Source organism: Pseudomonas sp. MPB03, from assembly GCF_046605385.1.
Lineage (GTDB): Bacteria > Pseudomonadota > Gammaproteobacteria > Pseudomonadales > Pseudomonadaceae > Aquipseudomonas > Aquipseudomonas zanjanensis.
Genome location: NZ_CP176770.1, coordinates 5,450,146 through 5,465,242, shown reverse-complemented (window position 1 = coordinate 5,465,242; position 15,097 = coordinate 5,450,146). Strand labels below are relative to the sequence as shown.

At 63.4% G+C, this 15,097-nt stretch carries 10 protein-coding genes; 7 read left to right on the top strand and 3 right to left on the bottom strand.

The window, feature by feature from the left end:
- The 5 genes from lepB (at position 1) to pdxJ (ending at position 4,327) form a co-directional block, all read left to right on the top strand.
- Entirely contained in the window at positions 1-855 is an 855-nt protein-coding gene (lepB, locus tag ACLH0I_RS23670; RefSeq protein ID WP_186705174.1) for a signal peptidase I, read from the top strand.
- Positions 856-1,040: 185 nt separating this feature from the next.
- Positions 1,041-1,730 (top strand): ribonuclease III, encoded by a 690-nt coding sequence (gene rnc, locus ACLH0I_RS23665; RefSeq protein ID WP_186705175.1) that lies wholly within the window; start codon positions 1,041-1,043, stop codon positions 1,728-1,730.
- Positions 1,723-2,625, top strand: coding sequence for a GTPase Era (gene era / locus ACLH0I_RS23660; protein ID WP_003205264.1), 903 nt, complete (start codon positions 1,723-1,725; stop codon positions 2,623-2,625). Before rnc ends, era begins: the two co-directional genes overlap by 8 nt.
- A 219-nt stretch (positions 2,626-2,844) precedes the next feature.
- Positions 2,845-3,534, top strand: coding sequence for a DNA repair protein RecO (gene recO, locus ACLH0I_RS23655; RefSeq protein WP_411385540.1), 690 nt, complete (start codon positions 2,845-2,847; stop codon positions 3,532-3,534).
- 49 nt (positions 3,535-3,583) lie between these two features.
- Positions 3,584-4,327: a pyridoxine 5'-phosphate synthase gene (gene pdxJ, locus ACLH0I_RS23650; protein WP_411385539.1), complete on the top strand. Its 744-nt coding sequence runs from the start codon at positions 3,584-3,586 to the stop codon at positions 4,325-4,327.
- A gap of 166 nt (positions 4,328-4,493) precedes the next feature.
- On the opposite strand, the gene mltF is transcribed toward pdxJ, so the two are convergent.
- Entirely contained in the window at positions 4,494-5,954 is a 1,461-nt protein-coding gene (gene mltF / locus ACLH0I_RS23645) for a membrane-bound lytic murein transglycosylase MltF (protein ID WP_411385538.1), read from the bottom strand.
- A gap of 288 nt (positions 5,955-6,242) precedes the next feature.
- On the opposite strand from mltF, the gene purL reads away from it, so the two are divergent.
- Both purL and ACLH0I_RS23635 read left to right on the top strand, forming a co-directional pair.
- Positions 6,243-10,139, top strand: a complete 3,897-nt coding sequence (gene purL, locus ACLH0I_RS23640; RefSeq protein ID WP_411385537.1) for a phosphoribosylformylglycinamidine synthase — start codon at positions 6,243-6,245, stop codon at positions 10,137-10,139.
- 4 nt (positions 10,140-10,143) lie between these two features.
- A complete protein-coding gene (locus ACLH0I_RS23635; RefSeq protein WP_411385536.1) occupies positions 10,144-10,455 on the top strand; it encodes an NGG1p interacting factor NIF3 in 312 nt (103 codons plus the stop codon).
- A 348-nt stretch (positions 10,456-10,803) separates the two neighbouring features.
- Here ACLH0I_RS23635 and nagE read toward each other — a convergent pair whose 3' ends face one another.
- On the bottom strand, positions 10,804-12,519 hold the full coding sequence (gene nagE / locus ACLH0I_RS23630) for an N-acetylglucosamine-specific PTS transporter subunit IIBC (protein WP_411385535.1): 1,716 nt from the start codon (positions 12,517-12,519) through the stop codon (positions 10,804-10,806).
- Between the two features lie 33 nt (positions 12,520-12,552).
- A complete protein-coding gene (gene ptsP, locus ACLH0I_RS23625) occupies positions 12,553-15,066 on the bottom strand; it encodes a phosphoenolpyruvate--protein phosphotransferase (RefSeq protein ID WP_411385534.1) in 2,514 nt (837 codons plus the stop codon).
- Positions 15,067-15,097 lie beyond the last annotated feature (31 nt).

The following is a 15,097-nucleotide window of genomic DNA, read 5'->3' as shown; positions in this document are numbered from 1 at the left end:
ATGTCGCTAAATTTCCCGCTGTTGCTGGTTATCGCCGTGTTTGTCTGCGGTCTGTTGGCGTTGCTTGATCTGTTGTTCCTGGCGCCTCGGCGCCGGGCGGCCATCGCCTCCTATCAGGGCAGCGTCAGCCAGCCTGATGGTGTGGTGATCGAGAAGCTCAACAAGGAACCGCTGCTGGTCGAATACGGCAAGTCGTTCTTCCCGGTGCTGTTCATCGTGCTGGTGCTGCGTTCGTTCCTGGTGGAACCGTTCCAGATCCCGTCCGGCTCGATGAAGCCGACCCTGGATGTGGGCGATTTCATCCTGGTGAACAAGTTTTCCTACGGGATCCGCCTGCCGGTGATCGACAAGAAAGTCATCGAGGTGGGTGACCCGCAACGCGGCGATGTCATGGTGTTCCGCTTCCCGAGCGACCCGAACGTCAATTACATCAAGCGCGTGGTCGGCCTGCCGGGCGACACGATCCGCTACACCGCTGACAAACGTTTGTTCGTCAATGGCGAATCGGTGGCCGAACAGTTGCTCGGCTCCGAGCCGGGGACGCTGGGCAGTGCCGAGCTCTACCGGGAAAAACTCGGTGAGGCCGAACACCTGATCCGCAAGGAAATGAGCCGCTACCGCGCCGCGCCGGACCGTTCCTGGACCGTGCCGGCGGGGCACTATTTCATGATGGGCGACAACCGCGACAACTCCAACGACAGCCGTTACTGGGATGATCCGAACATTCCCAAGAACCTGCTGGGCATGGTCCCCGACCGGAACATCGTCGGCAAGGCCTTCGCGGTCTGGATGAGCTGGCCGGAACCCAAACTCAGTCACCTGCCGAATTTCTCGCGGGTTGGCCTGATCAAGTAATCACCCACGGCGCTGTTGAACACAGCGCCGAATGCTTTTCTGGAGCCTGTACAAGGGTTGCCCGGAGGCATGAAGCCAACGATAGTCAGGACGTCATTTTTGAACACAGCGTTAATTGTCCCAAGCCAACGGCGCCTTGCCGCCGTGGCGGTGGAATCCAGCCACGAACTCAGCGTGGGTAAACCGTGAGCGTTTCTCTAAGCCGACTCGAGCGTCAGCTCGGCTACACCTTCAAGGACCCGGACCTGATGCTCCTGGCCCTCACTCACCGCAGTTTTGCCGGGCGCAACAACGAACGCCTGGAATTCCTCGGTGACGCCATCCTGAACTTCGTCGCTGGCGAGGCGTTGTTCGAGCGCTTCCCGCTGGCCCGCGAAGGCCAGTTGTCGCGTTTACGCGCGCGACTGGTAAAAGGTGAGACCCTGGCCGTATTGGCCCGGGGTTTCGACTTGGGCGATTACCTGCGCCTGGGCTCCGGTGAGTTGAAAAGCGGCGGTTTCCGGCGCGAGTCGATCCTGGCCGATGCCCTGGAAGCGTTGATTGGGGCGATCTACCTGGATTCAGGCATGGAAATGGCGCGCGAACGCGTGCTGGCCTGGCTGACCTCCGAAATCGACAGCCTGACGCTGGTGGACACCAACAAGGACCCGAAGACCCGCTTGCAGGAATTCCTGCAATCGCGCAGTTGCGAACTGCCGCGCTACGAAGTGGTGGACATCCAGGGTGAGCCGCATTGCCGAACCTTCTTCGTCGAATGCGAAGTTGTCCTATTGAATGAAAAAAGCCGGGGTCAGGGTGTGAGTCGTCGTATTGCCGAACAGGTAGCGGCCGCCGCAGCACTGATTGCCCTGGGCGTGGAGAATGGCAATGACTGATACAACCGTCACCCGCTGCGGCTATGTCGCCATTGTCGGTCGGCCGAACGTGGGCAAGTCCACGCTGCTGAACCACATCCTGGGCCAAAAGCTGGCAATCACCTCGCGCAAGCCCCAGACCACCCGCCACAACATGCTGGGCATCAAGACCGAAGGCGCCGTGCAGGCGATCTACGTCGACACCCCGGGCATGCACAAGGGTGGCGAAAAAGCCTTGAACCGCTACATGAACAAGACTGCCTCGGCGGCGTTGAAGGACGTCGACGTGGTGATCTTCGTGGTCGACCGCACCAAGTGGACCGAAGAAGACCAAATGGTCCTCGAACGCGTCCAGTACGTGACCGGCCCCTTGATCGTGGCGCTGAACAAGACCGACCGTATCGAAGACAAGGCTGAGCTGATGCCGCACCTGACCTGGTTGCAGGAACAGTTGCCGAACGCCCAGATCATCCCGATCTCTGCCCAGCACGGCCATAACCTCGATGCGCTGGAGCGGGTGATTGCCGAACACCTGCCGGAAAACGATCATTTCTTCCCTGAAGACCAGATCACCGACCGCAGCAGCCGTTTCCTCGCCGCCGAGCTGGTGCGCGAGAAAATCATGCGCCAGATGGGCGCCGAGCTGCCGTACCAGATCACCGTCGAGATCGAAGAGTTCAAGCAACAGGGGAAGACCCTGCATATTCATGCGTTGATCCTCGTCGAACGTGACGGCCAGAAGAAAATCATCATTGGCGACAAGGGCGAGCGCATCAAACGCATCGGCACCGAGGCGCGCAAGGACATGGAGCTGCTGTTCGACTCCAAGATCATGCTCAACCTGTGGGTCAAGGTGAAGGGTGGCTGGTCCGACGACGAGCGGGCGTTGCGTTCGTTGGGTTACGGCGACCTGTAATCATTACTTGAGTGCATGAATTCCACTGTGGGAGCGAGCTTCTGTGGCGAGGGAGCTTGCTCCCGCTGGGCTGCGAAGCAGCCCCAGGATTTGCGATCACATCTAGCCAAACCCACCGCATGGCCTGGTTTCACGACTGCTTCGCAGCCGAGCGGGAGCAAGCTCCCTCGCCACAGGATTTCTTCAACCATTGATGTCTTGTTGATATTCAGGCCCCCGATGTCCCCCAACCAACCCACCGCCCAACCCGCCTACGTCCTCCACAGCCGTGCCTACCGCGAAAGCAGCGCCCTGGTGGACTTCCTCACGCCCCAAGGACGGCTACGGGCGGTATTGCGCGGAGCACGGGGCAAGGCCGGGACGCTGGCGCGGCCGTTCGTGCCGCTGGAAGTCGAGTTCCGCGGCAGGGGCGAGCTGAAGAATGTCGGGCGCATGGAAAGCAACGGTGTCGCGGCCTGGCTCAACGGTGAGGCATTGTTCAGTGGTTTGTACCTCAATGAACTGCTGATCCGCCTGTTGCCCGCCGAAGATCCCCACCCGGCGGTCTTCGACCACTACACCGCCACACTGCTGGCCCTGGCCGAAGGCCGGCCACTGGAGCCGCTGCTGCGCTCGTTTGAGTGGCGGCTGCTGGATGACTTGGGTTATGGCTTTGCGCTGAATACCGACCTGCACGGCGAGCCCATTGCGGCTGATGGCCTGTACCGCTTGCAGGTGGACGCCGGCCTGGAGCGGGTCTACCTGCTGCAACCAGGGCTGTTCAACGGTGCCGAACTGCTGGCCATGGCCGACGCCGACTGGCGTGCGCCGGGTGCCTTGTCGGCGGCCAAGCGGCTGATGCGCCAGGCCCTGGCCGTGCATCTGGGTGGTCGGCCACTGGTCAGTCGCGAGCTGTTTCGCAAGCCCTGATCAACCCGTATGCTGTGGGCCGACTATTTGTCCTTTCAGGAGCCTTTTCGTGAGCACCAGCAATCGCATTCTTCTCGGCGTGAACATCGACCATGTCGCCACCCTGCGCCAGGCCCGTGGTACGCGCTACCCGGATCCGGTCAAGGCTGCACTGGACGCGGAAGAAGCGGGGGCCGACGGCATCACCGTGCACCTGCGTGAAGACCGTCGCCACATCCAGGAGCGCGACGTGCTGCTGCTCAAGGACGTACTGCAAACCCGCATGAACTTCGAAATGGGCGTGACCGAGGAAATGATGGCGTTCGCCGAGCGCATCCGCCCGGCGCACATCTGCCTGGTGCCGGAGACGCGCCAGGAACTGACCACCGAAGGCGGCCTCGATGTAGCGGGCCAGGAATCGCGGATCAGCCTGGCGGTGGAGCGCCTGTCGAAGATCGGTGCCGAGGTCTCGTTGTTCATCGATGCCGACGAACGGCAAATCGAGGCAGCCAAGCGTGTCGGCGCCCCCGCCATCGAACTGCACACCGGCCGGTACGCCGACGCCGAGACCCCCACGGACGTGGCCGATGAGCTGCAGCGGGTCGCCGATGGCGTCGCCTTTGGCCTGGCCCAAGGCTTGATCGTCAACGCCGGCCATGGCTTGCACTACCACAACGTCGAAGCCGTCGCGGCCATCAAGGGCATCAACGAGCTGAACATCGGCCATGCACTGGTGGCCCATGCCTTGTTCGTCGGGTTCAAGTCGGCTGTGGCGGAAATGAAAGCGCTGATCCTGGCGGCTGCCAGATCCTGATCCCGTCTCATAACGCTTACTTAAGGCTTACCTGATCCATTGTGGCGAGGGAGCTTGCTCCCGCTGGGCTGCGAAGCGGCCCCTAGATTTTGCGGTCGCTACGCAACCGAGCGGGAGCAAGCTCCCTCGCCACAGGTTCATCACAGCATCAGAAATTGGTTACAGCTTATAGCTGCGGGGATTCCTGGCTTGGCTTGCTCTTGTCCACGCCCGGCACATGCAGATTGCCCTCGGCCACTTGGTCGCCTTCAAGCTGCGGCTGTGTCACCCAGGTCAGGATGTCGTAGTAGCGACGGATGTTCGCCACGAAATGCACCGGTTCGCCGCCCCGGGCGTAGCCGTAGCGGGTCTTGCTGTACCACTGTTTCTGGGACAGGCGCGGCAGGATTTTCTTCACGTCCAGCCATTTGTTCGGGTTCAGCCCTTCCTTGGCCGCCAGTTTGCGGGCGTCGTCCAGGTGGCCGCTGCCCACGTTATAGGCGGCAAGGGCGAACCAGGTACGGTCCGGCTCCTCGATGCTCTCGTCCAGCTGTTCCTTCATGTAGGCCAGGTACTTGGCGCCGCCCATGATGCTTTGTTTCGGATCCAGGCGGTTGGACACGCCCATGGCCTGGGCGGTGTTCTGGGTCAGCATCATCAGGCCGCGCACGCCGGTCTTGGACGTGACCGTTGGTTGCCAGAGCGATTCCTGGTAGCCAATGGCAGCCAGCAGGCGCCAATCGACCTTCTCTTTCTTGGCGTAAGCCTTGAAGTGTTGCTCGTATTTGGGCAACCGTTGCTGCAAATGCTGGGCGAAGGTTGTTGCGCCCATGTAGCCGAGGACGTCGACGTGCCCGTAGTAGCGGTCCTTGAGCCGCTGCAGCGTGCCGTTTTTCTGCACCTTGTCCAGATAGGCGTTGATTTCGTTGAGCAGGCTAGTGTCTTCGCCGGGGCCCACCGCCCAGCTTTGGCTGCGGACGTCGCCAAGGTCGAAGGCGACGCGCACGTTGGGGAAGTACACCTGGTTCATCGCCACTTCGTTGGAGTCCACCAGCGTCAGGTCGATCTGGCCCTCGTCCACCATGCGCAGCAGGTCGACCACCTCAACCGCGTCGGACTCTTCGTATTCGATGCCCGGAAATTGCTGCTTCAACTGCGCCAGTTGTTCGGCATGGCTGCTGCCCTTGAGCACCATGATTTTCTTGCCCGCCAGGGCGGCCGCGTCGGTGGGGCGTGATTGGCCGTTGCGGTAGATGATTTGGGGGGTGACTTCCAGGTAGGAGCGGGAAAACCGCACCTGCTTCTTGCGCTGTTCGCTGCTGACCAGGCCCGCGGCGGCCAGGACCGGCCCGTTGGGCTTGCCCACCTGGCCGAACAGGTCGTCGAGGTTGTCGGCGGTCTCGATTTTAAGCTCGACCCCCAAATCCTCGGCGAAACGCTTCACCAGCTCATATTCGAAGCCGGTCTCACCACTGCGATCCTGGAAGTAGGTGGCGGGGCTGTTTCGGGTAACCACCCGCAGCACGCCATCCTCCTTTACGCGCTCCAGTGTGTTGGGTTTCTCAACACAACCACTGAGCACCAGGAAGAGTCCGGTTGCGATCAGCCACTTGGCATATCGCGGACGCAAAGCCGTTGGGGAAAACATCTGCGCAGTATACGCAAACGGCCCCTACCGCCATATCTCGACAGCAAAAGGCCAGTCTGCTAGCCGTTGCAAAACATGTCCGCAACACCGGCCGGCCGGGCTGTGGCGGGCTTTGCGCCGCTGAAAAATATCTCTGCGCGAACCTTGGCACGGGTGTCCAATACCGCCGTGGGCGCAAAGACCGACATTCGGCCTGCACCGTGCGTGCCGTTTCGGGTGCCGTTGCCGGCGGTTTAGGCTAGAATGCACGGCCTCAAAGCACACCCCCTTCCCGAGGCTGTCCCGAAGATGTTGATCCTGCGCGGCGCTCCTGCCCTTTCTGCCTTTCGCCACAGCAAACTCCTTGAGCAACTGAGCCAGAAGGTTCCGGCTGTCAGTGGCTTGTATGCTGAATTCGCTCACTTCGCCGAAGTCACCGGCGGTTTGACCGGCGACGAACAGCAGGTGCTCGCGCGCCTTCTGAAGTACGGCCCCAGTGTTCCTGTCCAGGAGCCGGCCGGTCGCCTGTTCCTGGTGTTGCCACGTTTCGGCACCATTTCGCCGTGGTCGAGCAAGGCCAGCGACATCGCCCGCAACTGCGGCCTGGCGAAAGTCCAGCGCCTGGAGCGCGGCATTGCCTTTTATGTCGCTGGTGAGTTCAGCGAGGCCGAGGCCCAGTTGATCGCCGACGGCCTGCATGACCGCATGACCCAGGTCGTGCTCGGCAACCTGGAGCAGGCCGCCGGTCTGTTCAGCCACGCCGAACCCAAGCCCCTGACCGCCATCGACGTACTGGGCGGTGGCCGTGCCGCGCTGGAAAAAGCCAACGCCGAGCTGGGCCTGGCCCTGGCCGAAGACGAGATCGATTACCTGGTCAACGCCTTCCAGGGCTTGAAGCGCAACCCCCACGACATCGAACTGATGATGTTCGCCCAGGCCAACTCCGAGCACTGCCGCCACAAGATCTTCAACGCCAGTTGGGATATTGACGGCCAGGACCAGGAAAAAAGCCTGTTCGGCATGATCAAGAACACCTACCAGATGCACAACGAAGGTGTGCTGTCGGCCTACAAGGACAACGCGGCGGTGATCGTCGGCAACGTTGCCGGTCGCTTCTACCCGAACCCCGAGACCCGCCAGTACGGTGCGGTCCAGGAGCCGGTGCACATCCTGATGAAGGTCGAGACCCACAACCACCCGACAGCCATTGCCCCGTTCCCGGGCGCGTCCACCGGTTCCGGTGGCGAGATCCGCGACGAAGGCGCCACCGGTCGCGGTGCCAAGCCCAAGGCCGGCCTGACCGGCTTCACCGTGTCGAACCTGCAGATCCCGGGCTTCGAGCAGCCGTGGGAAAAGCCGTACGGCAAGCCTGAGCGCATCGTCAACGCCCTCGACATCATGATCGAAGGTCCCCTGGGCGGCGCGGCGTTCAACAACGAATTCGGCCGTCCGGCCCTGACCGGTTACTTCCGTACCTTCGAACAGTCCATCACCACCCCACGTGGTGAAGAAGTCCGTGGTTACCACAAGCCGATCATGCTCGCTGGCGGCATGGGCAACATCCGCGCCGAACACGTGCAGAAAGGCGAGATCCTGGTCGGCTCCAAGCTGATCGTCCTCGGCGGCCCGGCCATGTTGATCGGCCTGGGTGGCGGCGCGGCTTCCTCCATGGCCACCGGCACCAGCTCGGCCGACCTGGATTTCGCCTCGGTCCAGCGGGAAAACCCGGAAATGGAGCGCCGTTGCCAGGAAGTCATCGACCGTTGCTGGCAGTTGGGTGAGCAAAACCCCATCAGCTTCATCCACGACGTCGGCGCGGGCGGCCTGTCCAACGCTTTCCCGGAACTGGTCAACGACGGTGGCCGCGGTGGCCGCTTCGAACTGCGCAACATTCCAAACGACGAGCCGGGCATGGCCCCGCACGAAATCTGGAGCAACGAATCCCAGGAACGTTACGTCCTGGCGGTCGGCCCGGCTGACTTCGAGCGCTTCCAGGCCATTTGCGAGCGCGAGCGTTGCCCGTTCGCGGTGGTGGGTGAAGCCACCGCCGAGCCACAACTGACCGTCACCGACAGCCACTTCGGCAACAGCCCGGTGGACATGCCGTTGGAAGTGCTGCTGGGCAAGGCCCCGCGCATGCACCGTTCGGCGGTTCGCGAAGCGGAGCTGGGCGACGATTTCGATCCGTCCACCCTCGACATCGGCGACTCCATCGAGCGTGTGCTGCATCACCCGGCCGTGGCGAGCAAGAGCTTCCTGATCACCATCGGCGACCGCACCATCACCGGCCTTGTGGCCCGTGACCAGATGGTCGGCCCATGGCAAGTGCCGGTGGCTGACGTGGCCGTGACCGCCACCAGCTTCGACGTCTACACCGGCGAAGCCATGGCGATGGGCGAGCGCACGCCGCTGGCGCTGCTGGACGCCCCGGCCTCGGGCCGCATGGCGATCGGCGAAACCCTGACCAACATCGCAGCGTCGCGCATCGGCAAGATGTCCGACATCAAGCTGTCGGCCAACTGGATGTCCGCCGCCGGCCACCCGGGTGAAGACGCCCGCCTGTACGACACCGTCAAGGCGGTCGGCATGGAGCTGTGCCCTGAGCTGGGCATCACCATTCCAGTGGGCAAGGACTCCATGTCCATGGCCACGCGCTGGAACGATGAAGGCGTGGACAAGAGCGTAACCTCGCCGCTGTCGCTGATCGTGACCGGTTTCGCGCCTGTCACCGATATCCGCCAGACCCTGACCCCGCAACTGCGCATGGACAAAGGCACCACCGACCTGATCCTGATCGACCTGGGCCGTGGCCAGAACCGCATGGGCGCCTCGATCCTGGCCCAGGTGCATGGCAAGCTCGGCTCGCAAGCGCCGGACGTCGATGATGCCGAAGACCTGAAGGCCTTCTTCGCCGTGATCCAGGGCCTCAACGCCGACGGTCATCTGTTGGCCTACCACGACCGTTCCGACGGTGGTTTGCTGACCACCGTGGTGGAAATGGCCTTCGCCGGTCACTGCGGCCTGAGCCTGACCCTGGACAGCGTTGCCGAGTCCAAGGCCGAGATCCCAGCCATCCTGTTCAACGAAGAACTGGGTGCCGTGATCCAGGTTCGCCAGGACGCCACGCCAGACATCCTTGCCCAGTTCAGCGCGGCCGGCCTGGCCGATTGCGTCTCGGTGATCGGCCAGCCGATCAACAACGCGCACATCAACATTACCTTCAACGGCGACACCGTCTTCGAAGGCCAGCGTCGCCTGTTGCAGCGCCAGTGGGCGGAAACCAGCTACCAGATCCAGCGCCTGCGGGACAACGCCGAGTGTGCCGAGCAGGAATTCGACGCGCTGCTGGAAGAAGACAACCCGGGCCTGAGCGCCAAGCTCAGCTACGACGTTAACGACAACGTGGCCGCGCCTTACATCAAGAAAGGCATTCGCCCACAAGTGGCGGTCCTGCGCGAGCAGGGCGTCAACGGCCAGGTGGAAATGGCGGCAGCGTTCGACCGCGCCGGTTTCAACGCGATCGACGTGCACATGAGCGACATCCTGGCCGGTCGTGTCGACCTGAACGACTTCAAGGGCATGGTCGCTTGTGGCGGTTTCTCCTACGGCGACGTGCTGGGTGCCGGTGAAGGCTGGGCCAAGTCGGCGCTGTTCAACAGCCGTGCCCGCGATGCGTTCCAGGGCTTCTTCGAACGCACCGACAGCTTCACCCTCGGCGTGTGCAACGGTTGCCAGATGATGTCCAACCTGCACGAGCTGATCCCGGGCAGCGAGTTCTGGCCGCACTTCGTGCGTAACCGTTCCGAGCAGTTTGAAGCCCGCGTGGCGATGGTCCAGGTCCAGGAATCGAACTCGATCTTCCTGCAGGGCATGGCCGGTTCGCGCATGCCGATCGCCATCGCCCACGGCGAAGGCCACGCGGAATTCGAAAGCGAAGAAGCCTTGCTCGAAGCCGACCTGTCCGGTTGTGTGTCGCTGCGTTTTGTCGACAACCATGGCAAGGTCACCGAAACCTACCCGGCCAACCCGAACGGCTCGCCGCGCGGGATCACCGGCCTGACCAGCCGCGACGGCCGTGTCACGATCATGATGCCGCACCCGGAGCGGGTGTTCCGCGCGGTGCAGAACTCGTGGCGTTCGGACGACTGGAACGAAGACGCGCCATGGATGCGCATGTTCCGCAACGCGCGCGTCTGGGTGAACTAAGACGGTGTACAAGCTCTGCTTCTTCGTCCCGGACAGCCATGTGGACGAGGTCAAAAGCGCCGTATTCGCTGCCGGTGGCGGGCGAATCGGCGACTATGACCACTGCGCCTGGCAAGTGCTGGGCCTGGGCCAGTTTCGCCCTTTGGACGGCAGCCAGCCGTTCATTGGCGAGGCGGGGCAGGTCGAGCAGGTCGAGGAATGGAAGGTGGAGCTGGTGGTGGCCGATGCGTTGATCCGCCCCGTGGTGGAGGCCTTGAAGCAGAGCCATCCCTACGAGACACCGGCGTTTGAGGTATGGCGGTTGGAGGATTTCTGATTTTCCCTCCGCCCAAATAAAAAAAACCGCTGATCTAATCAGCGGTTTTTTTTGCGTGCGATTCTGTGTACACGAACCCTTGTGGCGAGGGAGCTTGCTCCCGCTGGGCTGCGTAGCGGCCCTAAGCTTTTTGGCGGTTGCTGCGCAACCGAGCGGGAGCAAGCTCCCTCGCCACGGGCTTGTTGTGTGTCAGATATAGGTGTTGGGTGTGTGCAGGCCCCTTCGTCGATCGCCGCCCGGAGCAAGCCCGCTCCCACAGTGGATTTGTATTGTCCACAGAACTTGTGAACGACATCAGACCTGTGGGAGCGGGCTTGCTCGCGAAGGGGCCAGACAGTCGGCGAAGGCCTAGGCTTTGACATCCGCCTTACCACTCAGCACCACCGCCTCCAACGCCCGCCACAACCCCGGCGCTTTCTCCCCTAACAACAAGTGCCAAACACCGCCTTCCAGCGAGCTGATCCCCTGACAACCCAGCGCCTTGAGCTGGCTTTCCGACAATCCCTTGCCATCAGCCAACCGCACCCGCAAACGGCTCGTCGCCACGCAATCGAGCTGCAACACGTTCCTGCCACCGCCCAGGGCATCGAGCCATTGCTGTGCTTCGGCCTCCGAGACAATTGTCGTTGAGGCCGGCTCGACCACGGCGTTCGCGGGCGCACTGGCTGGCCTATCGGAAGAAGGCAATGCCAAGCGGATCTCATCGGCGATGCTGTCGGCCATCGGCCCCACCACCACCTGCAAGCTGCCGCCATTGCCGGGGCGAACCACAGCCATGGCGCCGAGGGCCTTGAGTTGGGTGTCGGACGCCTTGTTGCGATCCACCAGGTCCAGCCGCAGGCGCGTGGTGCAGGCGCCGAGGGTGATCAGGTTGTCAGCGCCACCCAAGGCCTGGATGTAGGCGGCGGCCCGTTGGTTTTCGGCGATGACCGCTTTGTCGCCCGCCGGCACGTCTTCACGGCCTGGCGTCTTCAGGTCGAAGCGGCGGATGCAGAAGTCGAACACCAGGTAATAGATCGCCGCGTAGGCCAGGCCCACCGGGAAGACCAGCCAGCCGTTGGTGGATTTGCCCCAGCCCAGGACCATGTCGATGAAACCGCCGGAAAAGGTAAAGCCCAGGTGGATATTCAGTAAGTTAGTCACCGCCATCGACAGGCCAGTGAGCAACGCGTGGACCAGGTACAACAGCGGCGCAAGAAACATGAAGGCGAATTCGATGGGCTCGGTGACGCCGGTCAGGAACGACGTCAGCGCCATGGACAGCAAAATCCCGCCCATGACCTTGCGCCGCTGGGGCAGGGCGTTGCGGTACATCGCCAGGCACGCCGCGGGCAGGCCGAAGAGCATCACCGGGAACATGCCGGTCATGAACTGGCCGCCCTTGGGGTCGCCAGCGAAATAGCGGGTCAGGTCACCGGTGACCACCGCTCCGGTAGTCGGGTCGGTGAAGCTGCCGAAGATGAACCAGGCCATGTTGTTGAGGATGTGGTGCAGGCCGGTGACGATCAGCAACCGATTGAATACACCGAAGACGAACGCACCAAAGCTGCCGCTGGCCATCAACAGCTCGCCGAAGCTGTTGATGCCGTGCTGGATCGGTGGCCAGATCAAACCGAACACCACGCCAAGGCCCACCGCGCTGAAGCCGGTGACAATCGGCACGAAGCGCCGCCCGCCAAAGAACGCCAGGTATTCCGGCAGCTTGATGTCCTTGAAGCGGTTGTACAGCGCGCCGGCCAACAGACCACTGATGATCCCGGCCAGCATGCCCATGTTGATGGTCGCGTCGAGGACCTTCAGCGTCGCGATCATCACCAGGTAACCGATGGCCCCGGCCAGCCCGGCCGTGCCGTTATTGTCCCGGGCGAAACCCACGGCGATGCCGATGGCGAAGATCAGCGCGAGGTTGGCGAAGATCGCCTGGCCGGCATCGTGAATGATCGCGATGTTCAACAGGTCGGTGTCACCCAGGCGCAGCAGCAGGCCGGCGATCGGCAGGATCGCGATAGGCAGCATCAGCGCCCGGCCGAGGCGTTGCAGCCCTTCAATGAAATGCTGGTACATGGCGTCTCTCCTTTTATTGTTGTCCGACGTGGCTCAGCCCAGGGGCCAGTGTTGATGACAGGCCTGGCGCACGGCGGCGGCACTGGCCAGGTTCAGCAAATCGGTACTGACGCCGCGGCACTGGGCGGCATCGAGGTGACGCAAGCGGTCCTTGATTTCGCCGACCTGGGGCGGGCTGACCGACAGCTCCCGTACCCCAAGGCCGATCAGCACCGGCGTCGCCAAGGGATCGGAGGCCAGGGCCCCGCACACGCCGACCCAACGCCCATGTTTGGCGGCGCCAGCGCAGGTCTGGGCGATCAACCGCAACAGTGCCGGGTGCAGGGCATCGACCCGGGCGGCGAGACCCGCGTGGTCGCGGTCCATGGCGAGGGTGTACTGGGACAGGTCGTTGGTGCCGATGGACAGGAAGTCCGCGTGCTCGGCCAACTGTTCGGCCAGCAAGGCGGCGGCCGGCACTTCGATCATCACCCCCAGTTGCGGGCGTTCGCTCACGCCGAGCTCGGCACCCAAGGCGTCGAGGCGCTGGCGAATGTGCAGCAGTTCGTCGACCTCGGTGACCATCGGCAACAAAATCCGGCAGCGGTGCAGAGGGCGGGTTTGCAGTAGGGCGCGCAATTGCTGGTCCAGCAGTTCCGGGCGCGCCTGGGCCAGGCGGATGCCCCGCAGGCCGAGTACCGGGTTGGCTTCGGCCGGCAGGGGCAGGTAGTCCAATTGTTTGTCGCCACCAACGTCGATGGTGCGGATGATCACCGGCCTGTCGCCCATGGCATCGAGCACGGCTTGATAGGCCAGGCGCTGTTCTTCTTCATCGGGGGCGGTGTGGCGGTCGACGAAGAGAAATTCGGTGCGCAGCAGGCCAACGCCCTCGGCACCGTTGGCGAACGCCTGGCCGGCTTCGGCGCTGGAGGCGACGTTGGCGGCGACTTCAACCTCCACCCCATCGACCGTTCTGGCCGGCGTATGGGCGAGGGTCTGCTGCTCGGCGCGCCGGGCTGCGCGTCGGGTCTGTGCTTGCTGCACCTGGGTCAGGCGCTCGGCGGTTGGCGTGAGTTCGAGGCGGCCACCGTCCGCGTCCAGCACCACCGATTGCCCCGGCGCCTGTGCAAGCAGTGCCTCGCCCAGCGTCACCAGGCAGGGCAGGCCTTTGCCACGGGCCAGGATCGCCACGTGGGACGTCGCGCCGCCCTCGGCCATGCACACACCGGCCACGCCTTGGGCACTGAGCTGCAGCAGGTCCGACGGGGTCAGCTCCTGGGCGACGACAATGGCGCCCGCCGGCACGTCGAATTGCCAGGTTTCACCCAGCAGCGCCCGCAGGACCCGCTGGCGCAGGTCATGTAAATCATTGGCGCGCTCGGCCAGCAACGCGCTGTGCAATTGCCGCAGCACTTGGCACTGCGCGTCGATGGACCGGCTCCAGGCCTGAGCCGCCGCGCTCCCTTGCTCAATAGACAGGTAGGCGGCGTCCAGCAGGACCGGATCTTCCAGCAACGCCAGATGGGCGCTGAAGATCGCTTGCTCATCGACGTGATGCCGGGCCTTGGCGTTCTCCAACGTCAACTCGATGTCGCGACTGACGTGCGCCAAGGCATCGCGCAGCCGTTGCCGTTGTTCTGCGACGTTGTGGCCACCGACGTCCTCGGGCAACTGTGTGCCTTCCAGCCGAACCAGCGGTCCGCTGACCAGCCCGGGCGCGGCACAGACGCCGTGGAGCACACCGTCTTCGGCGGTGCGGCTCGGCGCCTTGGCCGGTGGTGCCTCGGCATGGGCTTCTTCGGCCAGGGCTGTGGATAACGTTTTCAGCAGCGCTTGCAACGCCGCTTCGGCATCGCTGCCGCGGCAACTGACGTGCACTTCGGCCTGTTCGGTGATCGCCAGCCCCATCATGCCCATCACACTGTCGCAGGACGCCGAGCGGCCACCGAAGTGCAGGTGTGAGCGACTCTTGAACCCTTGTGCGGCCTGGCGAACCAAGGCGGCCGGCCGCGCGTGCAGGCCGCCTCGATGGGCGATACGGATCTGGCCGAACACTTCGATGCCGACGTCCGGCTCATCGTCGCGTGTTTCGCTCGGTTTCTTGCTGACGATGTGCAGCAACGGCTCGCCGACCTTGACGCCCTTGAGGGTAATGGGCCGTGCCTGGAAGTGTTCGCCATTGGTGAGGATCAGCAGGCTGACCAGGCTTTTGCAGCGCCGGGCCACGCTGTCCACGTCATAACGCAGCAGTGCCTGGCCGTTGCTGACCCGCGCGCCTTCCTTGACCAGCATGGAAAAGCCGTCGCCCTGCAACTCGACGGTGTCCAACCCCAGGTGCAGCAGCAGTTCGGCGCCGTTGTCGGCCCGCAGGGTCACGGCGTGGCCGGTGCGTGCGACGTGGATAACTTCGCCATCGCAAGGGGCGTAGAGGGTGTCGTTCAGCGGATCGATGGCAATTCCGTCGCCCATGGCGCCGCTGGCGAACACCGCGTCCGGGACGTTGGCGAGGGTGAGCACCGGCCCGCTGAGCGGTGCGCTGAGGGTCAGCTCTTTATTGTTGTTGGGCATGGGCTCGCTCTCTGTGAAGTCTTATTGGCCT

Excerpts from the sequence above, each read along its gene's own strand:
- nagE (WP_411385535.1), bottom strand. The coding sequence starts at position 12,519 with ATGTACCAGCATTTCATTGAAGGGCTGCAACGCCTCGGCCGGGCGCTG.
- lepB (WP_186705174.1), top strand. The coding sequence starts at position 1 with ATGTCGCTAAATTTCCCGCTGTTGCTGGTTATCGCCGTGTTTGTCTGC.
- purL (WP_411385537.1), top strand. The coding sequence starts at position 6,243 with ATGTTGATCCTGCGCGGCGCTCCTGCCCTTTCTGCCTTTCGCCACAGC.
- recO (WP_411385540.1), top strand. The coding sequence starts at position 2,845 with ATGTCCCCCAACCAACCCACCGCCCAACCCGCCTACGTCCTCCACAGC.
- mltF (WP_411385538.1), bottom strand. The coding sequence starts at position 5,954 with ATGTTTTCCCCAACGGCTTTGCGTCCGCGATATGCCAAGTGGCTGATC.
- era (WP_003205264.1), top strand. The coding sequence starts at position 1,723 with ATGACTGATACAACCGTCACCCGCTGCGGCTATGTCGCCATTGTCGGT.
- ptsP (WP_411385534.1), bottom strand. The coding sequence starts at position 15,066 with ATGCCCAACAACAATAAAGAGCTGACCCTCAGCGCACCGCTCAGCGGG.